Source organism: Tundrisphaera lichenicola (assembly GCF_051175385.1).
GTDB lineage: Bacteria > Planctomycetota > Planctomycetia > Isosphaerales > Isosphaeraceae > Tundrisphaera > Tundrisphaera lichenicola.
Genome location: NZ_CP195106.1, coordinates 6,966,211 through 6,990,704 on the forward strand (window position 1 = coordinate 6,966,211; position 24,494 = coordinate 6,990,704).

The 24,494-nt window shown below is 68.1% G+C and carries 15 protein-coding genes; 10 read left to right on the forward strand and 5 right to left on the reverse strand.

The features are described from left to right. Positions 1-266 precede the first annotated feature (266 nt). Positions 267-650, forward strand: coding sequence for a hypothetical protein (locus P12x_RS27650; RefSeq protein WP_435008271.1), 384 nt, complete (start codon positions 267-269; stop codon positions 648-650). On the opposite strand, the gene P12x_RS27655 is transcribed toward P12x_RS27650, so the two are convergent. Continuing rightward, a complete protein-coding gene (locus P12x_RS27655) occupies positions 611-2,347 on the reverse strand; it encodes a hypothetical protein (RefSeq protein WP_435008272.1) in 1,737 nt (578 codons plus the stop codon). The genes P12x_RS27650 and P12x_RS27655 overlap by 40 nt on opposite strands. A gap of 426 nt (positions 2,348-2,773) precedes the next feature. On the opposite strand from P12x_RS27655, the gene P12x_RS27660 reads away from it, so the two are divergent. The 4 genes from P12x_RS27660 to P12x_RS27675 all read left to right on the forward strand — a co-directional run bounded on the left by P12x_RS27660 (position 2,774) and on the right by P12x_RS27675 (position 6,800). Next, a complete protein-coding gene (locus tag P12x_RS27660) occupies positions 2,774-3,769 on the forward strand; it encodes an energy-coupling factor ABC transporter permease (RefSeq protein ID WP_435008273.1) in 996 nt (331 codons plus the stop codon). Next, positions 3,759-4,427, forward strand: coding sequence for an energy-coupling factor transporter transmembrane component T family protein (locus tag P12x_RS27665; RefSeq protein WP_435008274.1), 669 nt, complete (start codon positions 3,759-3,761; stop codon positions 4,425-4,427). Before P12x_RS27660 ends, P12x_RS27665 begins: the two co-directional genes overlap by 11 nt. Further along, complete coding sequence (locus tag P12x_RS27670; RefSeq protein WP_435008275.1) at positions 4,424-5,281, forward strand: energy-coupling factor ABC transporter ATP-binding protein; 858 nt, start codon at positions 4,424-4,426, stop codon at positions 5,279-5,281. Before P12x_RS27665 ends, P12x_RS27670 begins: the two co-directional genes overlap by 4 nt. Before the next feature lie 316 nt (positions 5,282-5,597). Then, positions 5,598-6,800, forward strand: a complete 1,203-nt coding sequence (locus P12x_RS27675) for a multiheme c-type cytochrome (RefSeq protein WP_435008276.1) — start codon at positions 5,598-5,600, stop codon at positions 6,798-6,800. A 61-nt stretch (positions 6,801-6,861) separates the two neighbouring features. Here P12x_RS27675 and P12x_RS27680 read toward each other — a convergent pair whose 3' ends face one another. Continuing rightward, positions 6,862-10,137, reverse strand: a complete 3,276-nt coding sequence (locus P12x_RS27680; protein WP_435008278.1) for an efflux RND transporter permease subunit — start codon at positions 10,135-10,137, stop codon at positions 6,862-6,864. A 124-nt stretch (positions 10,138-10,261) separates the two neighbouring features. Then, positions 10,262-10,588 carry a hypothetical protein gene (locus P12x_RS27685; RefSeq protein WP_435008280.1) on the reverse strand — a complete coding sequence of 109 codons (327 nt, stop codon included), beginning with the start codon at positions 10,586-10,588 and terminating at the stop codon, positions 10,262-10,264. 341 nt (positions 10,589-10,929) lie between these two features. Here P12x_RS27685 and P12x_RS27690 point away from each other — a divergent pair, with 341 nt between their 5' ends. The 3 genes from P12x_RS27690 (at position 10,930) to P12x_RS27700 (ending at position 16,314) form a co-directional block, all read left to right on the forward strand. Beyond that, complete coding sequence (locus tag P12x_RS27690) at positions 10,930-12,000, forward strand: hypothetical protein (RefSeq protein WP_435008282.1); 1,071 nt, start codon at positions 10,930-10,932, stop codon at positions 11,998-12,000. A gap of 474 nt (positions 12,001-12,474) precedes the next feature. Then, complete coding sequence (locus P12x_RS27695) at positions 12,475-14,733, forward strand: hypothetical protein (RefSeq protein ID WP_435008284.1); 2,259 nt, start codon at positions 12,475-12,477, stop codon at positions 14,731-14,733. 105 nt (positions 14,734-14,838) lie between these two features. Next, a complete protein-coding gene (locus tag P12x_RS27700; protein ID WP_435008286.1) occupies positions 14,839-16,314 on the forward strand; it encodes a hypothetical protein in 1,476 nt (491 codons plus the stop codon). Between the two features lie 90 nt (positions 16,315-16,404). Here the strand turns inward: P12x_RS27700 and P12x_RS27705 are convergent, their stop codons facing one another. Both P12x_RS27705 and P12x_RS27710 read right to left on the reverse strand, forming a co-directional pair. Continuing rightward, on the reverse strand, positions 16,405-18,033 hold the full coding sequence (locus P12x_RS27705) for a CRTAC1 family protein (protein ID WP_435008287.1): 1,629 nt from the start codon (positions 18,031-18,033) through the stop codon (positions 16,405-16,407). Continuing rightward, complete coding sequence (locus P12x_RS27710) at positions 18,030-18,362, reverse strand: hypothetical protein (RefSeq protein ID WP_435008289.1); 333 nt, start codon at positions 18,360-18,362, stop codon at positions 18,030-18,032. Before P12x_RS27710 ends, P12x_RS27705 begins: the two co-directional genes overlap by 4 nt. Positions 18,363-18,561: 199 nt before the next feature. On the opposite strand from P12x_RS27710, the gene P12x_RS27715 reads away from it, so the two are divergent. Together P12x_RS27715 and P12x_RS27720 are read left to right on the forward strand one after the other, a co-directional pair. After that, on the forward strand, positions 18,562-21,591 hold the full coding sequence (locus P12x_RS27715) for an FG-GAP-like repeat-containing protein (RefSeq protein ID WP_435008291.1): 3,030 nt from the start codon (positions 18,562-18,564) through the stop codon (positions 21,589-21,591). Between the two features lie 91 nt (positions 21,592-21,682). Next, positions 21,683-24,280 (forward strand): fused MFS/spermidine synthase, encoded by a 2,598-nt coding sequence (locus P12x_RS27720; RefSeq protein ID WP_435008293.1) that lies wholly within the window; start codon positions 21,683-21,685, stop codon positions 24,278-24,280. Positions 24,281-24,494 lie beyond the last annotated feature (214 nt).

Genomic DNA, 24,494 nt, shown 5'->3' on the forward strand with positions numbered 1-24,494 from the left:
TGATCCGCGGGCGAGCTTCCCGCGGGATCGTTCGACTCTCAAGGCCCGGGAACAGATCTCGGACACCTCGCACCAATGTGCGATCGTCTACGGACTGATACGCGGGGACCTGACAGGGTCTCGCAGGCCAGGGCGGCCGCGCGAGAAAAATCCCTTGCACTGCTGACAGGTCCGGACGCACGGAGCGGATCAGAGGTGAGAGATCCAGGAAGTCGGCCGCCGGCCGCCCGAGAAATCTCACCAATCAATCCGACCGAAAACCGATCATGAGACACATTCAGATTACCTACATCACCGATGATGATGTACATCAGGACACAGCCGGCAAGATGGCGATCAACTGCGGCGCGGCCATCCACGGTCGCCACCCCGCGAGAGTCCCGGCGGAAGGTTGCTGGTCCGATGCGGTGCTCTACGATCTGGACGCCGTGGAGCCGGATCACAGGCCCGCGCTCCTGTCTCGAATCCTCTCCGAAAAACGGGGCTGTCCGACGGCGATTCATGGTTATGCGCTCTCGGATGAACAGGCTGAGAAGCTCCGTCGACACAGGATCGCCGTCGCGAAACGGCTCTCTCCCGAACTGTTCCACGACCTCTGCGAGGCGGCCCGTTATGCCCTCGGGTCCAGGACGAGGAGGCTCATCGAGTAGGCCGGGAACGTCAGGTGGAAGCGGCTGCCTCGACGGGTCGAGTCCACGGAGAAACCTTGGTCGATCTGCAGGAGGGCCGGCTCTCGCCCGTCCTGCATCTCGAACCTCTGCTGGTTATCCTGCTTCTTCCCGTATTGATCGAGATTCAACCGACCGGACGGCGTGAAGCCCGAGACGACGAACGTTTCGTCGATGGCCTTGGTGGGGGATTTGTTGATGACGAGGAGGGCGAGCCGCCCGGAATGTCGCCGGATAGCATATACGGACAGGTCCGGACTGTCGCTCGATGTCGGGACCACCAAATCTCCCGCCTTGGCGAACTTCGATACGAGCATCATGGCATAGAAGGAAGGATACGGCTTGTAAGGGCCTGTCGCCTTCATCGCATCCGGGACCGTCGACGAGGTCGTGCCGAGCAGACCGTAGTCGAAGCCCTGCCTCCAACCGTAATACGGACCATCGGCCGGCGTAGCATCGTAGAAATTCCGCAAGTTCCAGTAGCTGACGCTCTGGTAGGAGGTCTGGAGGGCGGCGCCGATGGAGTCAGCGATGAACAGGCCATGGACCAGGTTGGATCCCTGCCTGGTCCCCCGGATTGCCGTGGAGGACGAGGCGGCGTCCGAGTTGAACTCTCCGGCGATCAACTCGACCCGATTCGCCGAACCGGGCAGGTTGTCGGCCAGGAGCTTGCGGAAGGCCCTGGCCCGGTCCTGCCAGTTGATCGGGCCATCCTGGAGCGGGTCGGCAACACCCGGGGGGCCCACCGTGGCGCCGAGGAGGCTCCGATCGTCGAGGGCCTTCCCTCCGTTACTATCGAACACGTAGAAATGATCGCTCAGGAAGCCGGGGGTGAAGCCTAGCTTCCGGCAAGCCTGGAGCAGGTTGCCGTTCCAGTACGGCCGGAACGAGGAGGTCGGACTGGTGACGTCCAGGCCGATCCTGGCATTCGGGTCGATGCGCGAGGCCAGGCTCGCGAACGTCTTCGCGAATGCGACGTATTGCCTGGGAGTCGCATGGGCATTGGCTTCCCACTGCCCAAAGTAGACTTCGTTGCCGACCTCGAAACGCGTGAAGCCGAATGGCTTGCTCCGTTGAATTCGAAGGAAGTCGAGATTGTCGCCGTTGTCCCGGGGTGCCTCACTCCGGATCTTCGCCCAGAACGCAACGCTGTGCCAGTCCTTGCCGTTGTGATCGAGGCCGATCGGGGTGCGGTCTCCGATCTTCCCATTCAGGTAGGAAAGATAGGCGGCGGCTTCCTGGGGCGTCCCCGTGCCATAGTTCACGTTCACCAAGCCATCGGCTCGGGCCGACTTCGTGATCCTGGCCAGGACCCCGGCGCCGACGACGTTGTCGTCCCCCGGCTCCGGATTACGATCGAAGTGCGTGAGATCCGCCTCGTTCCCGTTCGAGAGCCGAAGCGTCCCGAATTTGACCTGATTTAGCAGGGCGATCGTCCTCCGGTCCGGGGTCCGGACCGTGGGATCGAGTCCGTCGACCAGGTAGGTGTCGGAACCGGTCAGGCTGACGCCCAGGAAGTGGTCGGGGACGTGACGCCCGCCAGTACTTCCCGCGTTGATTGACACCCTGGACATCAGCTGGCGTGCTTCCAGTGAGTCGAGGACCGGGACGAGTCGCCCCCGCCCCGCTCGACGACCGGCCGAGCCCACATGCGTCCTACGCCCGAGCATGTGCAACATGAGTCGCCTCGGATTTCGCCGCAATGACCAGAGTGCCGCGAGGGGTCGCCCTCTCATAGGCCAAATCGATGGTATCAGGATTCATCGATACAAAACAGAGGCCCCAAGACCTCGAAATCCGAATCTCTCGATGGATCGACGAGCCCGGTCGACTTCCACCCCTCGACGCGATCTCGGAGGCCAGTCCATCGGGCATCGCCCCTGCCTTCCCGACCATCGAAACCGATGCGATTCAGAATCGCGAGCGAAGCAACGCGACCCGGACCGTCGTAGTCGGCCGGAGGATAGATGGCCCAATGGTGGCTCGCGATGGCCCAGGATTCGCCATCCGGTATGAAGTTTTTGACGAAACGCAATACTCCCCGTACGATAGCACGCGGAGAACGACCGCCCGGCTCGCCCGCCAGGATCGCGAGGTCAGCAATCATGCACATCCCCGATGCCGTGATCGACCCCAGGATGGCCGCCGCGACGGGCGCGATCGCCCTGGGAGGGCTGGCCTTCGGGGCCCGACAGCTCCGGGGACGGCTCGGCGACCGGACGACGGTCCTGATGGGCTCGATGGCGGCCTTCGTCTTCGCGGCGCAGATGGTGAACTTCCCGCTGTATCCGTTCCCGGCCTCGGGGCACCTGCTGGGCGGGGTCCTGGCGGCGGTCCTGCTGGGGCCCTGGGCGGGGGCGTTGGTCATCGGCGCGGTCTTGCTGGTCCAGTGCTTCCTGTTCGGGGACGGCGGCCTGACGGCCCTGGGGGCGAACTTCGTCAACATGGGGCTGATCGGCTCGGTCCTGGGCTACGCGATCTACGACCCGATCCGGCGGGCGATCGGCGGTCGTCGGGGGATCTTGCTGGGCTCGATGATCGCGGCCTGGTTCTCGGTGATCCTGGCCTCGGGGGCGTTCGCGGTCGAGCTGACCGCCACGGGGCAGGGCTGGGCGTTCCTGGACGTCCTGGGATGGATGGCGCTGGTCCACTCGGCCATCGGGCTGGGCGAGGCCCTGATCACCGGGATGGTGGTACGGTTCCTCCTGCTGACCCGCCCCGACCTGATCGAGGGGGAGTCTTCGCCCAAAAGCTCGGGCGCTTCCGGATGGTGGCGGGCGGGCCTGGCGGGGCTGGGGATCTCGGTCGCCGTGGCGATCTTCCTGGGTCCGATGGCCTCGGAGCGGCCCGACGGCCTGGAGTTCGTCGGCGAGCAGAAGGTGGGATTCCTCCCGCCCGAGGAATCCGCGGTGAAGGTCCCCGCGCCGATCCCCGGCTACGAGATGCCGGGCCTGGCCCGGTTCAAGTCGGCGGCCACGGCCTCGGCCGGCCTGCTGGGGACGCTGGCGGTCTTCGGGGTCGGGCTGGGGATGGCCCGGGCCTTCTCCGTCGGCAAGCCGAAACCCACCCTCGGGGAAGGGGCCTGGGTCGATGCGGCTTGAGGCCCTGGAACGGTCGAGCGAAGGAGTGGCCGGCCCGCTCCACCGGGTCGAGCCCCGGCTCAAGCTGGTCGCGACGCTGGCCTACGTCGTCGGGGTGGTCCTGACCCCCCCGGGAGCCTGGCGGGTCCTGGCCGCCGAGGGGCTCGTGCTGGCCTTCGCGATCGGCCTCTCGGGCGTCCCCCCGCGCGACCTGATCCGGCGATGGCTGGGCTTCCTGGCCCTGGTCGGCTTCCTGGCCGCGATGGTCGCGCCGGGGCACCCCGACCGCGCCCGGCTGGGACTCCCGGCTGTGGCCTCGGCGATCATCGCCAAGAACAGCATGGCCTTCCTGGCGATGATGACCCTGGTCCACGTCACCCCGTTCCGGGTCCTCCTGGCGTCGATGGGCCGCCTGGGATTGCCCCCGCTGATGGTCTCGACCCTCCAGTTCATGGAGCGACAGATCCACATCCTCTCCGACGAGCTGGGGCGGATGGTCCAGGCTCGGAGATCCAGGACCTTCCGCCGCCATGACCGACTCGGCTTCTCGACGCTCACCGGCCTGATCGGGATGCTCTTCCTCCGGTCGTTCGAGCGAGGCGAGCGGGTCCACGCGGCGATGCTGGCCCGGGGCTGGGACGGGACCGTCCGGACCCTCGACGGACCCGACGACCGATGATCGACGGCGAGACCAACCCATCCCCGACGCCACTCCGGGCCACCCCGGCCGAGGTCCCCGCCATCCGGGTCCGGGGCCTGACCTACCGGTACCCCGACGGTCGACCCGCCCTCCGAGGGGTCGACCTGACCATCATGCCCGGCGAGTCGATCGCCCTGGTCGGGCCCAACGGCGCGGGCAAGAGCACCTTCCTTCTCCACCTCAACGGGATCCTGCCGGGCAACGCCCGAGGGGCCCGGGCCATCCACGACCACGGCTCGGGCCACCCGACGGCCACCGGCAAGCCCGAGCCCGCCGTCTGGATCGACGGCCTGGAGGTCAACGCCCGGAACGCCCCCGAGGTCCGCAGGCGGGTGGGCCTGGTCTTCCAGGACCCCGACGATCAACTCTTCAGCACGTCGGTGATCGAAGACGTGGCGTTCGGCCCGTTGAATCTCGGCAAGGGGAAGGCCGAGGCCCGACGGATCGCGCTGGAGGCCCTGACGAGGGTCGACCTGGCCGACGCCGCCGACCGCCCGCCGCATCACCTGAGCTTCGGCGAGCGGAAGCGGGTCTGCCTGGCGGGAGTCCTCGCCTGCGACCCGACCGTTTTGGTCCTGGACGAGCCGACCGCCAACCTCGACCCCCGGGGGCGTCGGAGGTTCCTCGCCCTGATCCAGTCGTTGCCCTCGACCAAGCTGATCGCCACCCACGATCTGGAGATGGCCCTGGAACTCTGCAACCGGACGATCCTCCTAGACGCCGGGAAGGTGGTCGCCAACGGACCGACCCGCGACATCCTGGGAGACACGGCCCTCCTCGAAGCCCACGGCCTGGAGATGCCCCTGAGCCTGAAGATCGGCCGACCGTCCTGATTGACGCCCGAACCCCCGCCGGAGATCGCGAGGCCGGAGGAGACCCTCACCCGGCCTTCGGCCACCCTCTCCCGGGGGGAGAGGAATTGTTTTGCTCCCTCTCCCCCGGGGAGAGGGCCGGGGTGAGGGGGACCGGCTCCGCGCGTCGAACGCGAACAATAACCACAAAAATGCACAAATTAACCAATACTCTTATTCGATTTTGATTCATTGGCTAGCCGATCCCGGGATGCTATCCTGAAGCCCCAAATTGGGCCGACCACGGCCCGAGGCCCGCGCCGGGGAGACCGGCCTTCGCCCCGCCGAGGAGTCTCGCTTGACCAGCCCCAGCCACGAGCCCGGCCCGGACATCAAGCCCGAGCCCCCCGGGATGCCGGGCGCCTTGAAAGAGGTCGCAATCATCGCGGTTGCTTTATCCGCACTGCTGGCCGGGCTGATCGCCTGGTCGCGGTCGGGTCCGGGGCCGGTCGGGCCGGGGGCGGCTCGACCCTCGGCGGATCCCAAAGGCCCGGTCGCCTCGCTCTTCGCCGGGGACCGGGCCTGCGAGACCTGCCACCCAGGCGAGGCGGCCTCGCACCGCCAATCCGGCCATTCGCAGACCCTCCACCGGGCCGCCGACCGCGCGAAGCTCCTCGACGGTCGGGCCGTCGCCGACGAGGAATTCGACGCGACCTGGGACTATTCGCTCCGCGATGGCACCTTGACGGCGAGGCGGACCGAGGCGGACCAGGGCGTCGACTACATCCTCGACTATGCCTTCGGCTCGGGTCATCATGCCACGACCTTCGTCGGCATGACCGACCGGACCCCCTCGGACGCGGCGCTCCTGGAGCACCGGATGACCTACTTCGCCCGCGACGGTTCGTTGCACACCACGCCGGGCCAGGCGAAGGACGCGACCCTGGACCGACACGAGCTTTCGCCGGCCGGGAGGGCTCATGGCGTCGGCAAGACGCTCGAGTGCTTCGAGTGCCACTCGACGCTCCTCTCCGAGGACGGCGGGCGGGTGCTCGACCTTGCGACGATGGTCCCCAACATCAGCTGCGAGCGATGCCACGGACCGGGCCGCGACCACATCAAGGACGCCCGGAACGGGGTGATCGGGCTCCGGATGCCGTTCGGGGCGGGGCGAGAGCCCGCCGAGCGCCAGATGCGGCTCTGCGGCCAGTGCCACCGACACCCCGACATGGCCCCCGCCGGCTCGATTCATCCGGCGAACCTGGAGATCGTCCGCTATCAGCCGGTCGGCCTGATGCAATCGAAGTGCTATACCCGGACCCCGGGCGGGATCTCCTGCACCACCTGCCACGACCCCCACGCCAGCGTCTCGGCCGACTCCAAATCCTACGAGGCCTCCTGCCTCGATTGCCACTCCGACCGACCGCAGGTCCTCTGCCCCGTCTCGCCGACCTCCGGCTGCATCTCCTGCCACATGCCGGCCCGCGATGCCGGCCAGGAGGTCATGTTCCACGACCACTGGATCCGGGCCCGCCCGGCCTCGCCGACCGGTGCCGATTGACCGGTCGACGTCCCCCTCCCCCCGAAATTCGACGGGGAGGACGCCGGGGGATCGACAACGCTCACCGATCCGATTCCGCCTCGATCTCCTCGGACGAATTGTCTTGGGATAGGGACTGGTCGGGCTTGTCCTTGACCAGGAGCGAGTAGAGGCAGGGCAGGATGAAGAGGGTCCCGGGGCCTCCGGCCATGAGCCCTCCGAGGATGGCCCGGGCCAGGGGGGCGTTGGCCTCGGAGCCGCGCTCGATCGCCAGGGCGGCGGGGACCATCGCGAAGAAGGCCGCCAGGGCCGTCATGGTGACGGGTCGAACGCGGATCACCGCCGCCTTGCGGATGGCGTCGAAGACCGAGATCCGCTGGTGCTTGCGCAACTCCTGCGCGTAGTCGGTCATCAGCACGGTGTTCGAGACCGAGATCCCCACGATGAAGATCACGCCCAGGAGCGATTGCACATTCATCGCCGTCCCGGTCAGGTAGAGCATCGGCAGGACGCCGGTCAGGACCAGCGGCACCACCAGGATGACGCAGAGCGGAACGACATACGAACGGACCAGCGCGACCATCAGGAAGTAGATCAGCAGGACGGCCAGGATCAGGCCGATCCCCAGGTCGCGGAAGGTCTGCTGCATCCGGGCGTACTCGCCGCTCAGGAGGATCTGCGAGCCCGACATCGGCTCCCGGGACAGCGAATCCGCCGAGGCCGGGTCGTAGGGGGCCCAGCCTCCACCGGGCAGCTTCCGGCCGAACTCGTCGATCATCCCGGCCACATCGTCGGCGACGTGGCCCAGGTCGCGCCCCTCCACCCCCATGGTCAGGTCGATCGAGGGCTGGATGTTGTTGTGGGTGATCTCGGTCGGGACCGTGGTCCGGGTGATCGTGGCGAGGGTCCGGAGCGGGACCGGCGCGGACTGCAAGGCCCCGGTGATCGGGATGTCCAGCATCGTCTCGAGCGAGACGATGTCCTTCTCGGGATAAGCGACGCCGACGAAGTACTGGTTGTGCGACTTGCTATCGATCCAGAAGTTCTTCTTGTTGAACGAGATCGACGAGTTCAGGGCCGAGACCACGTTGCGCATCACGTCCTCCTGGGTCATCCCCAGGTCGGCGGACTTGGTCCGGTCGACGTTGACGACGTACTCGGGGTAGTTCTGGCGCTGGATGACCCGGGCGTCGACGATCCCGTCGATTTTGCGGACCTCCTCCAGGATGATCGAGGCGATCTGGGCCGACTTGGCCAGATTCTTGCCGGTGACCCGGACGTTCAGCGGCGTCGACTTGCCCTCATTCAGGGCGCCTCGGATCAGGCCCCCGGTGTCGAAGGCGAATTCCAGGTTGGCGAAGCGCCGCTCCCCGGCGAGGGCCGAGCGGATCTTCGAGGCATATTCCTGGGCCGAGTGGCCCCGATGCTCGGCGAGCTGGATCTTGAGCATCGCGTCCATCGGGCCGGCGTTCTGGGTGTACGCGGCGGACCAGTCGGCCGTCACGCCGATCTCGGAGACGATCAGCTCCAGGTCGTGCTCGGGGACCTGCTCGCGGACGAATCCCTCGACCTCGGCGACCAGGTCGTTGGTGATCTCGATCCGGGTCCCGCTGGGGGCCCGGACGGCCATCTCGAACGAGCCGGAGTCGGCCTCGGGGAAGAACTCGCGACGGACGACCGGCGAGAGCACCCCGATCGTCAGCGCCAGGAGCCCGAAGGCGAAGGCGATCGTCCTCCGGGGTCGGGCCAGGACGAAATCGAGCCCCATGGCGTAGGCGGCGATCGTCCGGTCGATGCCCGACTCCCAGCGGGCGAACGCCCGGGCGACCATGCCCCGGCCTTCGCCCGCTTCGGAATCGGGAGCGGAGTGGCCGTGCGACTTCAGCCACGCGGCGCTGCAGACCGGGACCAGCGTCCAGGAGAGGAGGCAGGCCGAGCACATCGCGAAGGCCACGGCCAGCGTCATCGGCCGGAACAGGAACTCGCCCATGCCCGGCATCAGGGCCAGCGGAGAGAGGACCAGGAAGGTGCAGAGGGTCGCCACCAGGACCGGCATCGCCACCTCGCTGGCCCCTTCGTAGGCCGCCTCCTCCGGCGAGGCCCCCAGGCCCAGGTGCCGGTGGGTATTCTCCAGGCAGACGATCGCGCTATCGACCATCGGCCCGATCGCCAGCGAGAAGCCGGAGAGGGTCATCACGTTGATCGTGTTGCCGGTGGCGTACAGGCAGACCGTGGCCGCCAGGACCGCCAGCGGCAGCGTCAAGATCGCGATCACCGTCATCCGGATCTGGCCCAGGAACAGCAGGATCACCAGCGAACAGAGCAAGGCCCCCAGGATGCCCTCCTGGACCAGGCTGGAGATCGACTGGCGGACGTAGACCGACTGGTCCATCACCAGCTTGAGGCCGATGCCCGGCTTGCTGAGCCGGGACTGCATGTCCTCGAGCGATCCCTTGATGGTGTCGATCACCTTCAAGGTGCTGGCGCCCAGCTGGCGAAAGACCGGGATGTAGACCTGCTTCCGGCCATCGACCCGGACGATATTGGTCTGGATGAACGAGGAGTCCTTGGGGGTGGCCACATCCTTCATGAAGGCCGCATTGCCGTGGACCGTCCTGAGCGGGATATCCCCCATTTCCTCGACATAATCGTACATCGAGTTCGAGCCGATGGCGTAGTCGGTCCCGCCGAACTTGGCATCACCGGCCGGCAGGAAGACGTTGTAGTTGTCCATCGCCTTCATGACGTTCAGCGGCGAGAGGCCCCGGGCCTGCAGCTTGTCGCGGTCCAGGTACAGCATCACGGCGCGGACCTTGCCGCCGTAGACCACCGGGGCCACGGCACCGGGCTGGGCCATGATCATGTTCCGGACTTCATAACGTCCCACGTCGTAGAGCGTCGCCTCGTTCTCGGCCTCGCTGTTCAGGGCGACCAGCCCGATCGGCGTGGAGCTGGTCGGGTCGAATGGCAGGACCACCGGCGGCAGAGTGCCCGGCGGCAGGTTGGGCACCGAGGCCAGGGCCAGCGAATTGACCTGGGTCAGGGCCCCGTTGGGGTCAACGTCCCCCTGGAAGTAGTCGCGGACGATGCTGGCACCCACGATCGAACGCGACTCCTGCCGCGACAGCCCGTTGGCCTGACCCACCCAGCGCTCCATCCGGCTGGTGATGTCCTTCTCCATCCCCTCGGCGGGCATCCCCCCGTAGAAGGTCAGCACCTGGACCGCCGGGCTCTTGAAGACCGGCAGGATATCGACCGGGATCATGAAGATGCAGAGCGTGCCGATCAGCAGGATCGTGAGGCAAAACACGGTCACGGCATAGGGATTATCGAGCGATGCGCGAATCAGTCGGTTCATGGCTCGCCGGGGCCTCCGCAGTTAGGGCTCCTGGAATAGGTGACGACGTGACGGCCCCGGCCCGCGACAAGCACGCGGTGGGGAGGGACTCTCCCGGTTCAAGCCGGAGAACCGTCGGCGTCGGCTAACAGCGGAGGTGGAGCCTGGTCCAGGCGGCGGGCGAGCAGGGTGTGGGGCTGGTGACCCTGGCGATCGAGTCGAGCCAGCGAGGGAGGAGCCGGGAGGGTCGGGCCTTCGCCCGTTCGCCCAGGCTGAAACGGGCCGACACCTGGCAGGAGTCGGCCCGGAACGACGAGACGACGCGATGTCGCCCTCGTGCGTGAGTCGTGTTCTTGGCGGGGGCGGGCTCGTGCCTCGCGGCGTCCTGGATCAACAACCCCGCCATCTCCGGCGGCGGGAGCGCCGCGGAGATCAGCAAGAGGAGCGATAACGCCCGCCAAGGCTGAATCATATGACCAGCTCCGGAATCCGGAGTGTTGATAAACGTGCACGACTTTTATGGATCAGAAGGGGTGGGAATGTCACGGGCATTATACGAATCCCCTCCAATTCAAACAATCCTTTCTCGCAGATGCCTTCGAAACCAAAAATCTGGTGGTGGCACGGAGGGAAGAGCGAGGGGCTTTCCGACTCCCACTCCCACCGGGAGAGTGCCGGGTCGAGGGTGATTCATCCTCGAGTGGCCCTCGTGTCATGGCACTGGAACATCACCAATTGTGTGTTAATGGGCCGATCTCGCGGAGGAATGTATCAGGGAGATCCCCCGGACCATCGTCCCTCGCGAGCACCGCCATGATCGTCTCCGAAGCCCGGATCGCCGCCAATCGCCGGAATGCACTCAAGAGCACCGGCCCGAAGACCGAGGAGGGCAAGGCGAAGTCGCGCGCCAATGCGTTGAAGCATGGCCTCTGCTCGGCGATCGTCGTTCCCGAGGACATCGCGACCCTCCAGGCCCGATCCGATGCCTACTTCTACACGCTCAAGCCCCAGAATCATTTCCATTCCTGGATCGTCGACCAGGTCGCCCTGCTCAGCCTGCGGATCGACCGCTGCGAGCGGATCGAGCGCCGGGTCCGCGACAAGGTCTCCTTGCGCGCGGAACTGACCTGGGACGACGACCGTCGGCTGGAGATGGCCCAGCTCGGCGGGATGATCGGCAAGCGCCCCGACGAGGTGGTCGAGGCGTTGCGCCGGACCCCTCAGGGGTGCGAATGGTTGATGACCCGCTGGGCGATGCTGGCCCATGCCGCCGACATGAAGGGGTCGTGGACCCCCGAACAAACGGCCCTGGCGTTCGACCTGCTGGGCACCCCCTCCGAGTTCCGCGAGGGGCACCGGCCGGGGGCCTCGCTCGACCTGGAAGGGAAGTTGATCGGGCCGGCCGACGACCCGGCCGTCGTGGCCCGTCGCGAGATCGCCGCCCTCAAGGAGCGTCGCGATCTGGTGAGCGACCTCGACGAGGTCGAGCGGGCGTTGGCCAGTTCCGACCTGACCAACGACTCGGACCCGGAGTTGCGGAGGCTCCGGCGTTACGAGTCGGGGCTGCATCGGAGGCTCCGGTGGTGCCTCTCGCAGCTCAAGTATGAGTCGCCGCACCGGGGCCCGCATCCCGATATGTTCCCGCAATGGAAGGGCGTGCCCGAGGCCGAAGCCAGGCCCGAGCCGGCCCCCGAGAAGCCTCTGGAGCCCTGGCAGATGTCGGCGCCGTTCCCGCCGTTCGACCTCCTGCCGGAGGAGTTCCCCGCCCCGGGCGAGGAGGTGGACCTGCCGAGGATCATCGCCTCGCGGGCCGAGAAGCGGCTGAAGCGGGCCGAGGACCGTCGAGAGGCCCGACGCCGCAAGGTCGAACGCCTCCGCGCCTGAGGTTTGCGCCGAACGATCTCGATGTGGCGCGTGCCTCGCCCGGCCTACCGGATCGAGGTCGCCCCCGCGCGCTTCAAGCTCGCCATCATCGGAATGATAACACAATACATGTACAAATTACTTAATATCAATCGTCAATTTCCCCGAAATCCCTCCACATTGGCCGCCTCGGGCCCCTTCCAGGTCGGTCAATGAGCCCTGGCTCGGGTCGTCCCGGATCGGAGCCATTTTCCGGGCGAAACGAAGCCAATCCGCCGGCCCGAGGATGTTGCCGAAAGATGTCGACGGGCCATTTCCCCTTGTCAATCCGTCGAGATCGTCTCATGATGACAGGCCTCCTCAAGCAAGGCTCGGAACGATCGGCCCGGCGGCCCCCCGCGGCCTCGCCGCCCCGGTTCGATCTCGCTCTCGATTTCCACCAACTCGACGTGACATCACCGGCCCGGACTCGGGCGGGGGCGGAGTTCACCGACAATGCGCATCACCGGCGGCTACCGGACGATGAAATCCACGCGGGCGACGCGGCTCCTCGTCGAGTCCCTGGAAGGGCGGCAGCTCCTGGCCGTGGGGGTCGTGTCGTCCCCGCTCGCGGGCATCCCGTCGGAGGCCTGGCCCGCGGCGATCGGACGACCGGTCGCCGAGCCGGCCCCGTCCGACACATTCTCGGTGACCTACTCCGCCAGCGAGCCTTCCATGCCGGGAGGCCCGACCGTAGACCCGCTGGTCGGCCCGCAGGCCTCGGCCCCGTACACGCCCGCCCAGATCCGCCACGCCTACGGGTTCGACCAGCTGGGTTATGACGGGACCGGGCAGACGATCGCGATCATCGACGCGTTCGATAGCCCGAGCATCGCCACCGACCTCCAGGCCTTCAACGCCCGATTCGGGCTGCCCAATTCGACGTTCATCAAGGCGACCCCGCAGGGCGCGCCGGCTTACAACTCGGGGTGGGCCCTGGAGATCGCGCTGGATGTCGAGTGGGCCCACGCGATCGCCCCGATGGCGACGATCCTGCTGGTGGAGGCCAAGAGCAATTCGTTCACCGACCTGCTCGGGGCCGTGGAATATGCGGTCGGGCAGGGGGCCAATCAGGTCTCGATGAGCTTCGGCGGCGCGGAGTTCGCCGGGGTCTCGCAGTTCGACAGCTACTTCAACCATCCGGGCGTCACGTTCCTGGCCTCGTCCGGCGACAGCGGGGCCGAGGTCCTCGCCCCGGCGGTCTCTCCCTACGTCACGGGCGTGGGCGGGACCTACATGCCGCTGGACTCGGCGGGCAATCGGATCTCGGAGACGGTCTGGTCGGGCTCGGGCGGCGGGATCTCGGCGCAGGTGGGCCTGCCTTCCTACCAGCAGGGGTTCGTCTCCGGGTCGTTCCGGGGGGTGCCCGACGTCTCATACAACGCCTCCCCCAGCTCGGGAGTCTACGTCATCAACAACGGGCGATGGAGCACCGTCGGAGGGACCAGCGCCGGGGCCCCGCAATGGGCCGGTCTGATCGCCCTGGCCAATCAGGGCCGGGCGTCGGCCGGACTTCCGCCGCTCGGGACGGGCCAGACCTTCGGCACCAACTCGGTGCTCTACAACCTGGCCGGGGGCTCGAGCTATACCAACCCCAACGGCGACTTCCTCGACATCACCTCGGGAAGCAACGGCACGTCGGCGAAGGTCGGCTACGACACCGCGACGGGGCTGGGGAGCCCCGTGGCGAACAAGCTCGTCCCCGACCTGATCGGGACCACCACCGGGACCGCCACCCCATCGGTCGCCGATGGTGGCTTCGAGTCCCCGGTGGTCGGCTACGGCAAGGTCGCCCGGCCCGCCGGGATCGCCTGGTCCTTCTCCACCGGCCCGGCCGGATCCGGCAGCAACGCCTGCATCTCCGGCAACAACTCCCCCTACACCTCCGGGAACCCCGCCGCTCCCGAGGGCCAGCAGGTCGCCGTCATCCAGAGGCTCGGGGCCATCTCCCAGACCATCGCCGGGTGGGCCGCCGGCCGGTACACCATCGCCTTCCAGGCCGCCAGGCGCGGCAACTACGGACCCGGGTCCGACGACATCCAGGTCCTCGTCGATGGCATCGCCGTCGGGACCATCCTGCCCACCAGCACCTCCTACAACAGCTTCACCACCGCCGCCTTCTCCGTCGCCGCCGGGTCCCACACCATCACCTTCCAGGGCCTCAACTCCAAGGGCGGGGACAACTCCACCCTCATCGACGCCATCTCCATCCAGGCTCGGCCGGCCTCCACGTCGCTGGAGAACGCGGGCTTCGAGTCCCCGGTGGTCGGCTACGGCAAGGTCGCCCGGCCCGCCGGGATCGCCTGGTCCTTCTCCACCGGCCCGGCCGGATCCGGCAGCAACGCCTGCATCTCCGGCAACAACTCCCCCTACACCTCCGGGAACCCCGCCGCTCCCGAGGGCCAGCAGGTCGCCGTCATCCAGAGGCTCGGGGCCATCTCCCAGACCATCGCCGGGTGGGCCGCCGGCCGGTACACCATCGCCTTCCAGGCCGCCAGGCGCGGCAACTACGGACCCGGGTCCGACGACATCCAGGTCCTCGTCGATGGCATCGCCGTCGGGACCATCCTGCCCACCAGCACCTCCTACAACAGCTTCACCACCGCCGCCTTCTCCGTCGCCGCCGGGTCCCACACCATCACCCTCCAGGGGCTCAACTCCAAGGGCGGGGACAACTCCACCCTCATCGACGCCATCTCCATCAATAGCGCGTGACCTTCGAGTTCCACCCCTTCCCCTTGCCGAGGCCACCTGTTATCCTGCATCAACGTCCGACAAAAGTCGGAGCAGTGAGACAGGGACCTCGGGACGAGGTGGGTGATGGGCTTGGATCATTCGGTTCCCGGGGGTCGTTGGCAGGTCCGGCTCGGGGACCTGGCGATGGTCGTGGTGGGTTCGGCGTATGTCCTGGACGTGGCCCGGCGGTCCCGGACGACCTGGAGCGGCGGCCTGCCCGACCTGGAGCATGCGCTCGGGCTGATCGTGCTGACGCTGGGCGTGGGCCTGGTCCTGACCCTGGCGGGGCAGGGGGTCCGGGCCCTTCGAGGGCCGGTCGAGGGCTCCCAAGATTTTCGGATCTGGGGGGTGGCCTGGCGAGCGATGGCCCTGGGCTGGCTGGGCTGGTCGGTAATCGAGGGTTCGCTGGCCTTGCAGGCCGAGCCCGGGTCCGGATGGCTCGGCCAGGCGACCAATGGCGAGATGAGGCTGAGGCTGATCCCGCTGATGACCACCCTGGGGATGATCGGGCTGGTCCTGGCCCTGGGCCCGCTCCCGGTCCGGAGGGTCCCGGCGGGTCGATCCCGGCGATCCTGGCCCCTGGTGCTCCTGGCGGGGCTGGGCGGCCTGGCGATCGTGGCATCGGGTTACGGGCTGATTCCGTACCTGGTTCTCCTGGCGATGGAGGCGGTCCGGCTGGCCTTGACCCACGGACCGCTGATCCCTCTTCCGTCGATCTTCGACCGGCTGACGAGGGCGGGCCTGGAGACCCTGCCGGGCCTGGCGGCTTGCCTGGCCACGGCGATCTGGCTCGATGAAGACCTCCGAACCTCCGCGCGAGACCCGGCCCGGGCGCGGGCCGCTCGGTCCTGGGCCGGGGTGGTTACCCGGGCCTCGACCGTCCTCCTGGCGGCGGCGGGCTCGGCCTATGTCCTGCTGGATTCGATCCCGAGGCTCAGCCCGCCCCTGTCCGAGGGGATCGCGATGATGGTCGACCCGTGGTCCTTCCTGGCGATCGTCCTGGGCTTCGTCGGCCTCTCCGCCGGGATCGCGGCCCGCCCCTCGGCCCGACTGGCGGAGGAGTCGGCGGGCGATCGCCCGGCCGTTGTCGAGGAGCCTAGCGGGATCGGGGTCTGGCCTCGACGGATCATCGGCGGGATGGCCTGCCTGGTCGCAATTGAGGTGACCGCCGCCGCCATCCAGTCGATCCGGAGGGACCTCGATGATCGCTGGTATATCCCGATCAGCATCGACAGATGGGTGGTCATCTTGAAGGCCCCGCTGGCGTGGCTCGGCTATTCGACCTCGGGGGCCAACTGGCTCCTGTTGATCGACCGGCCCAGCGATGCCCTGATGTTCGCGGCCTCGGCCTGGCTGGCGGTCCGGTTGCTGATCCTGATGGTCTCCCGCCAGACCGGGCGGCCCGCGCCGTTCGACTTGCTGACGGTCGACCGACAGACTTTCGGCCGGTTTCTGGGCTGGTCGGTGGCGCTCGCGACCCTGATGCTCGCCAGCCTCCCGCTCCTGGCCGTGGCCGGTGTGGTCCTGACCCACCTGATGCTCCGGTGGGTGGCGGGGTAATCGATCCTCACCCCGCGAATAACGTGGTGATCCGGTAGCCCCCTCGGCGATAGTAAAGGCCGAGGGACTTGCCCGCCCGCTTCCTTGTGATCACCTCGGGGCCGTCCCTTCTTCGATCTTCAACCGACCGGCCTTGAGATCTCGCCAGGTTTCGACCCGTCCCGAAGGCCAGGTCACTTCCAGGCGATCGACGCCTTCGGAGTCACCCAGCCCGAGGATCATCGAGCGATCCGACGAGGAGAGGTAGCCGCCCCCGCCCAGCACGATCCGGGAGAGCGTCCGACCCCCGAAGGTCGCGCGGACCTTGGCCCCGATCGCCGAACGCGGGGAAGGGTGGCGACCGATCAGGTCGAGCCTCAGCGACCGGCCCGCCTCGGAGATGTTCCGGAGGACCGCCGCGGGAGCATCCAGCGCGTTGACCACGGCATCGATCCGGCCGTCCCCGTCGAGGTCCCCCACCGCCAGCCCTCGGCCCAGGATCGGGCGAGCGAACCAGGGGCCGGCCTCCGGAGTGACATCGGCGAGCCGGCCGCCTCGATTCCGGAGCAGGGTCGGACGCATGGCGAATGGCTGGCCGAGCCTGGCCCGATCGAGGACGTGGCCGTTCGCCTGGAGGAGGTCGAGCCTCCCGTCGAGGTCGAAGTCGGCCAGGGCCAGCCCGAAGCCCAGGACCACGCGGGTGGTCGACAGTCCGAGCCCGTCCGAGTCGTCCAGGAACATCCCGCCGCCGATCGCCCGGAAGCCGATGGTCGAACGTCCTAGGAAGTTGCCCACGACCAGATCGTCCAGTCCATCGCCGTCGATATCACCGAGGGCCACCCCCATCCCGGCCAGGGCGTCCCCCCGACCATCCAGCGCGACGCCCGAAGCCAGCCCGACCTCCTCGAACCGGAGCCCACCCCGATTCTCGAACAGCCGACAGGCCGTCCCATCATTGGCCACGAAGATGTCCAGGCCTCGGTCGCCGACCAGGTCCCCGACCACCACCCCGAGCCCTCGGCCGCCGGGGCGGTCCACGCCCGAATCCTTCGAGACATCGGTGAACGTCCCGTCGCCATCGTTCTGATAGAGACGGTCGGGCTGGGCGGCGAACCCTTCGGGACCGCAGTAATCCCTCTTCCCATCGGGGGCCGCGCAGAAGGGGGCGAAGGCCGGGTCGAAGTCCAGATAGGCCGCGACGTAGAGGTCGAGGTCGCCGTCGCCATCGAGGTCGGCGAAGGCCGCCGAGGTGCTCCAGAGATCCGAGCCGACCCCGGCGCGGTCGGTCACGTCCTCGAACTTGCCGAGGCCCGCGTTCCGGTAGAGACGCTGATCCCGCCAGCCGGTCACGAAGAGATCGTCGAGGCCGTCGCCGTCGAAGTCCCCCACCGAGGCCCCCATCGCGTAACTCGGGCCGGGGGCTCCCGCGCGGTCGGTCACGTCGAGGAACCGCCAATCCCCCTCGTTCCGGAAGAGCCGGCAAGGGGGGTCGGGGCGGCCCGCCTCCGGGACGATCGGGCCTCCGTTGCAAAGGTAGATATCGAGCCGACCGTCGCCGTCGAAGTCGATCAAGACGACGCCCCCGCCCATGATCTCGGGGAGGTCGTGGAGCCCCCGCGATCCGGCCTCGAACCGGAACGAGACCCCGGCCTCGGCCGCCACATCGCGAAAGACGAGGGGCGATCCTTCGGGCGGGGCCGCAGCCATCGAGGCCAACAGCGTCAGGAATGCCCCGATCAAAGGTCGTCGAACGCGACCCAGGCCGGCTTGGCCGGGAGACTTCGTGGAGTCGACCGGACCAATCGCCCGGGGAGCAGGACCACCGATCGGGCGATCCGGCCCGATGCCATCAGGGTTTCCACGATCGCGACCACCGAGAGGCGGACGATCTGCACGCAGAGCCAGCCCGACCACCAGATCGACCCGAAGACCAGTCCGACTGACCCGAAGATCAGGCCCAGCGTCAGGTCGAAGGCAATCGCCAGGAACGCCCGGAATCCCTGATACGTCCGAGTGACCCGGCCTCCCCGACGCCCGAGCTGATACTCCACCTGATAGGTCCATGCCATGGCTCGACCCTTCGACCCGGTCTCGTTTCATTCGGGAATGCCGCCTCTCGTGATTCGTCGCCACTTCCAGAATATTGCGAAAGCCGAGGATGCTCGACCATCGACCCGGCTGATAAGATGGATTCCGCCCGAGGCGATGCCGCCTGATCGCGACCCATCCGTCCCCCTCAGCCCGATTCCAGCTCCACGAGTCACGAGCATGAGTTTCCCCGTCTCGCGAAAACTCACGATCGGGATCGTCCTGGCCTCCGGAGCCCTGGGGCTCGCGACCTGGACGGCCCGGGAAGTCGGCAAGGCCCGGGAACGTCAACTCCGGGCGGGAGTCGAGGAAGCCCGGCGGGAGATGTCGAGCGGCCGGCTCGCCGAGGCCCGGGCGAAGCTCACGGCCCTGGCCGGGCAATGGCCCGACCGGGGAGACGTCCTGCTGCCCCTGGGCCAGTCCGAGGAGGCCCTGGGACACCCCGAGCAGGCCCTCAAGGCCTGGGAGCAAGTCCCGGCCTCCGACCCGAATTACGTCCCGGCCGTCGAATCGCTCGCCTCGGTCCGGATCAACCTGGGCCGATTCACCCCGGCCGAGTCGCTCCTGATCAAGGCGCTCCGGGAGGTCCCCGCCTCCGATCGCTATCCCTTGATCCGTGCGCTGGCGCGGTTGCTCCGGATGGAAGGCCGGTTCGCCGAGATCGGCCAGGTCCTGATCGCCGGATGGGGCTGCGCCCCGAACCCGAGCGAGCTGCTCCAGGATCTCTGGCAGAACGACACCGAGCCCGTGGCCGTCGACGCCTGGAAGCTGTTCCTCGACGCGGCCGACGACCAGGACGATCGGGTCTGGCTGGGCCGGGCCCATCATGCGCTGGAGAGTGGCCGACTCGACGAGGCCGCGACCTGGCTCGATCGGTGCAAGTCCCGGCGAGCCGACGACCCCGCGGTCGCCCGGGCGAGCCTGGCCCTGGCGATGGCTTCCGATGACGAGGCCCGGTTCCGGGAGGCCGCGAACCTGATCCCCGCCGAGGATCTCTCCCCCTCGATGGTCGCCAACCTCCGCGTCTGGCTGGCATCCCGGGGCGGAGACCTTGAGGCCGAGCGGCGGGAGTTGTCCCGGCTGGTCGAGATCCAGCCGTCGAACACGCAGGCCCTCGAACGCCTGGCCGTGCTGGCCCGAGAGGCGGGCGACACCGGGGAGGCCGAGCGGCTCCAGCGGGCGCGGGCCGAGATCGACCGCGCCAAGGATTACATCCACAAGCTGGTCGTCCGGAAGATCGAGTTCCGCTCGGTGGCCGGGGAACTCGCCCGACTCTCGGGACTCCTGGGCCGCCACTTCGACGAGCATGCCTGGTCCCTGGTCGCGGCGGACTCGCCGGGCGGCAAGCCATCGGAGGCGACCATCGGACCATCGAGGACCTTCTGCCGGGAGGCCTCGGGGTCGGCGATGGCGAGCCTGATCGCCAAGTCGGCGGGACCTCGCCCCTCCGGGACGGTCATGGTCGCCGACCGGCTCGCGGACCTCCGAGCTTCCAAAATCGCCGGAGATGGTCCGACGGCCAGGCCCGGCGAGTCCGACCTCTCGGCCGGCCCGAAGCTCGACTTCGTCGACGATGCCGAGGCGGCCGGGCTCCGCTTCGTCTTCGACAACGGCCGGACCGCCCTGACGAAGTGGCTCCTGCCCGAGTCGCTCTCGGGCGGCGTGGGCCTGATCGATTTCGACGGCGATGGCTGGCTGGACGTCTATTGCGTGCAAGGGGGTCCGCTCGACGCGGGCGGACCCGATTCCGGCGAGCCTCGGGTCTCGCTCCCGGACGGCGAGCTGGGCGACCGCCTCTTCCGGAATCAGCGTGACGGGACCTTCCGCGACGCGACCCGCGAGGCCGGGATCGACCGGCTCGCCTGGGGCCAGGGGTACGGGATGGGCGTCAGCGTGGGGGACGTCGACAACGACGGGCACCCCGACCTCTTCCTGACCCGCCTGAACCGATATCACCTCTACCGGAATCGGGGCGACGGGACCTTCGAGGACGCCACCGAACGCTCGGGCCTGGGCGGGGTCCAGCGGAACCCGACCTCGTCCGCCTTCGCCGACCTCGACGGCGACGGCGACCTCGACCTCTACGTCTGCCATTATGTCCTCTGGGACCCGTCCGACATCCCGCTCTGCAAGAACGACCAGGGGCAGGCCTATTACTGCGACCCGGCCAAATATGAACGCGCGAGCGACCGAGTCTTCCGGAACGACGGCGGGCGGTTCGTCGACGTGACCGGGTCGGCCGGCTTCACCGACCCCGATGGGCGAGGGCTCGGCGTGGTGGCCGCCGACTTCGACGACGACAACAAGATCGACCTGTACGTAGCCAACGACGGGACGGCCAACTTCCTGTTCCACAACCTCGGGGGGATGTCGTTCGAGGAGATCGGGATGATGGCCGGGGTCGCGGCCAACAACGAGGGGGGGTTCCAGGCCGGGATGGGGGTCGCGGCGGCGGATTTCGACGGCGACGAGCGGATGGACCTGGTGGTGACCAACCTCTATGGCGAGGGGACCACGCTCTACCAGAACCTGGGCCAGAACATGTTCGCCGACCAGAGTGCCCCGTCGGGGATCCTGCTGGCCACCCGGTATCTGCTCGGATTCGGGATCGCGGCCTTCGACGCCGCCAATGACGGGCGGATCGACCTCACGATCGCCAATGGCAACGTGAACGATTTCCGGCCCCTTTATCCCAACGCCATGCCGGCCCGCCTCTACGAGGGGAGGCCCGGCGGACGCCTGGTCGACGTCTCGGATCGGGCCGGGACGCCCTGGGCCGAACTCCGGCTGGGCCGGGGCCTGGCCGCGGGGGACCTGGACAATGACGGGCGGGTCGACTTCGTCGCGATCGACCAGAACGAGCCCCTGGCGTTCTTCCGCAACAGGACCGAGCGGGCCGGACATTTCGCGACCTTCCAGCTGGAGGGGACGGCCTCGAACCGGGACGGGGTGGGCGCAAGGGTGGTCGTCACCACCCCCGATGGCCGTCGGCAGGTCGCGCAACGCCTGGGGGGCGGCAGCTACCTCTCGGCCTCCGACGGGCGGCTCCACTTCGGGCTCGGGGCCTCGGCGACGATCGGATCGGTCGAGGTCCGCTGGCCTTCGGGCCGTCTCGACCTCTGGAAGGACCTGGCCGGCGACACCGGATACCGGCTCCGCGAAGGGGAGCCCATCCCCAAGCCGCTGGCCGGGTTCCGGGCCGGACCCTAGCGTCCAGGCCCGACCGCTCGCGATTTGCCCCTCGACCTGCGAAACTGGCACCGATCCGCTTCGTCCCATCCTCCTCCGAGGCCATCGCGAAATGTCCCCGAGCGACTCGAACTCATCCCTCGGCCCGGCCGGTCCTCGCCGGTTCCTCCCCGTGCTGCTCTTGCTGTTCGTGGGCAGTGGCTGCGCGGCGATGATCTACGAGGTCGTCTGGCTCCAGCTTTTGCAACTGGTGATCGGCTCGACCGCCGCCTCGCTCGGGGTGCTGCTGGGGACTTTCATGGGCGGGATGTGCCTGGGTAGCCTGCTCCTGCCCCGGCTGGTGTCGGCCCGTCGGCACCCGCTCCGGGTTTATGCCTTTTTGGAGCTGGGGATCGGCGCACTGGGGCTGGCCCTCGTGCTGGGGATGCCGCAGATCGAGGACTTCTACTCGCGATACGCCGTCCACGGGATGGCGGGCATCTTCCTCCGGGCGGCGGTGGCCGGGGTCTGCCTGCTCCCGCCGACGCTCCTGATGGGCGCGACCCTGCCAGCGATCGCCCGATGGGTCGAGTCCGATCCCGAGGGGGTCGCCTGGCTGGGCTTCTTCTACGGGGGGAACATCGCCGGGGCCGTGGTCGGCTGCCTGGCGGCCGGCTTCTACCTCCTGCGCGTCTTCGACATGACCACGGCCACTTATGTGGCCCTGGCCCTCAACGTGATCGTGGCCGCGATCGCGCTGGTGCTGGCGTCCTCGACCGCTCGATATGAGCCGACCGCCCGGCCCTCGGAGGGCGAGATCGAGGGCCGACCGGCCGGCTCGTGGGCGGTCTATCCGGCGATCGCCCTCTCCGGGATGTCGGCGCTGGGGGCCGAGGTGGTCTGGACTCGCTTGCTCTCGCTGATGCTGGGCGCGACGGTCTATACCTTCTCGATGATCCTGGCCGTCTTCCTGATCGGCCTGGGGATCGGCAGCAGCCTGGGAGCCCTGATGACCCGCCGGGCTCGTTCGGCACAGGCGGCTCTGGGGGTCTGCCAGTGGTTGTTGACCGGGGCGATCGCCTGGACCGCGGTGATGATCTCGGGGTCTCTGCCGTACTGGCCGGTCCAGCCCACGCTTTCGATGAGCCCCTGGTTCACCTTCCAGCTCGACCTGGTCCGGTGCCTCTGGGCGATCCTGCCCCCGGCCTGCCTCTGGGGGGCGAGCTTCCCGATCGCCCTGTCGGCGGTCGCCGCTCGCGGGCAGGACCCCGGCCGGCTGGTCGGGGGCGTTTACTCGGCCAACACGATCGGTGCGATCGTCGGGGCTCTGGCGTTCAGCCTCTGGCTGATCCCCGGGATCGGCACGGCGAACGCCGAGCGGGTCCTGATCGGGCTGGCCGGGCTGGCCGCGATGGTCGCCCTGACGCCCCTGATCCGGTCGAGCCGAGGGGTCCCCCGGCTCGCGGGCTCGGTGGCCCTGGCGGGGGCGATGGTGCTGGCCGGCGGGCTCGCCGCCGGCGTGAGGCCGGTCCCCTGGCCGGTCGTGGCGTTCGGCCGGCAGTCGTCGACGATACTCGCCCGGTTGCCCGAATCCGTGATCACCCCGGAAGCCCCCACCAGGCCGGATGGCCCGGAAGTCTCGTGCCTGTACGTCGGCGAGGGGATGAACGTGTCGGTCGCCGTCACCGAGTCGAGGGACGGGGTCCGCTTCTTCCACGGGGCCGGCAAGATCCAGGCCTCGACGATGCCCATGGACATGCGACTCCAGCGCCTCCTGGGGCACCTGCCGGCGCTCCTGCACAAGAAGCCCGAATCGGTCCTGGTCGTGGCCTGCGGCGCGGGGGTCACCGCCGGCTCGTTCGTGGCCCATCCCGAGGTCAAGCGGATCGTCATCTGCGACATCGAGCCCCTGGTGCCGACCACCGTGACCCCGATGTTCGGCGAGCAGAATTACCACGTCGTCGACGGGATCGCCCGCGAGAACCCCCACATGGTCGACGGCAAGCAGGTCGAGGTGGTCTACGACGACGGCCGCCACTTCCTCCGGACCACCCGCGAGAAGTTCGACGTCATCACCTCGGACCCGATCGACCCCTGGGTCAAGGGGTGCGCCGCGCTGAACACGGTCGAGTACTACCAGATGTGCCGCGACCACCTGAAGCCGGGCGGGAGCGTGAGCCTCTGGGTCCCCCTGGCCGAGAGCGACCCGGAGACCGCCCGGAGCCTGATCGCCACCTTCTTCCAGGTCTTCCCCAACGGGATCCTCTGGAGCAACGAGCGCGAAGGCGAAGGCTATGACTCGATCCTCTTCGGCCAGGTCGAGCCGACCGTCGTCAACGTCGATGACCTCCAGAAGCGACTGGCCAGCCCGGACCATCAACGCGTGAGGCAGTCGCTCCGCGAGGTGGACCTCTGGATCCCCAAGGGGTTCGAGGGGGAGGAGGAGCCGAACGAAGGGATCGACCTGCTGGCCACCTACGCCGGGCAGGCGCCCCTCCTGAAAGGGTGGGGCAAGGGGGCCCAGATCAACACCGACCGGAACCTCCGGCTCCAGTTCCTGGCCGGCATGTCGCTGAATTCCTACATCGGCAGCGAGATCCTCTCCGGCATCCTCGAATCCTACCGCTTCCCCGACCGGATCTTCGTCGGCTCCCCGGGGCGGATCCAAGAACTCAAGCAGGCCCTGGAACAGAACGGGAGGAAGGAACCCGAGTCGCCCCCCTCCCCATGAGCCTCGCCGAGGTTCGGCGTCCCGGGGTCATGCCCCTCCCAAGAATTGGAGAGACGTATCCGTCAGCGATCCGTCCCCTCGAAAAGCTCGGCTCTCGCCCCAAGCTGGCCAACCGCCAAAACCGACGCAATCAGCCTAATCATTATCAAGCCATCCATATTTCCCAATTCCGCTTGACGTCCCGATATCCCGATTTAAGCTAATTTGTCGCAAC

What these genes read in the sequence shown, in the direction of transcription:
- P12x_RS27650 (WP_435008271.1), top strand. Translation starts at nt 267, where the DNA reads ATGAGACACATTCAGATTACCTACATCACCGATGATGATGTACATCAG.
- P12x_RS27655 (WP_435008272.1), bottom strand. Translation starts at nt 2,347, where the DNA reads ATGTTGCACATGCTCGGGCGTAGGACGCATGTGGGCTCGGCCGGTCGT.
- P12x_RS27660 (WP_435008273.1), top strand. Translation starts at nt 2,774, where the DNA reads ATGCACATCCCCGATGCCGTGATCGACCCCAGGATGGCCGCCGCGACG.
- P12x_RS27665 (WP_435008274.1), top strand. Translation starts at nt 3,759, where the DNA reads ATGCGGCTTGAGGCCCTGGAACGGTCGAGCGAAGGAGTGGCCGGCCCG.
- P12x_RS27670 (WP_435008275.1), top strand. Translation starts at nt 4,424, where the DNA reads ATGATCGACGGCGAGACCAACCCATCCCCGACGCCACTCCGGGCCACC.
- P12x_RS27680 (WP_435008278.1), bottom strand. Translation starts at nt 10,137, where the DNA reads ATGAACCGACTGATTCGCGCATCGCTCGATAATCCCTATGCCGTGACC.
- P12x_RS27685 (WP_435008280.1), bottom strand. Translation starts at nt 10,588, where the DNA reads ATGATTCAGCCTTGGCGGGCGTTATCGCTCCTCTTGCTGATCTCCGCG.
- P12x_RS27690 (WP_435008282.1), top strand. Translation starts at nt 10,930, where the DNA reads ATGATCGTCTCCGAAGCCCGGATCGCCGCCAATCGCCGGAATGCACTC.
- P12x_RS27695 (WP_435008284.1), top strand. Translation starts at nt 12,475, where the DNA reads ATGCGCATCACCGGCGGCTACCGGACGATGAAATCCACGCGGGCGACG.
- P12x_RS27700 (WP_435008286.1), top strand. Translation starts at nt 14,839, where the DNA reads ATGGGCTTGGATCATTCGGTTCCCGGGGGTCGTTGGCAGGTCCGGCTC.
- P12x_RS27710 (WP_435008289.1), bottom strand. Translation starts at nt 18,362, where the DNA reads ATGGCATGGACCTATCAGGTGGAGTATCAGCTCGGGCGTCGGGGAGGC.
- P12x_RS27715 (WP_435008291.1), top strand. Translation starts at nt 18,562, where the DNA reads ATGAGTTTCCCCGTCTCGCGAAAACTCACGATCGGGATCGTCCTGGCC.
- P12x_RS27720 (WP_435008293.1), top strand. Translation starts at nt 21,683, where the DNA reads ATGTCCCCGAGCGACTCGAACTCATCCCTCGGCCCGGCCGGTCCTCGC.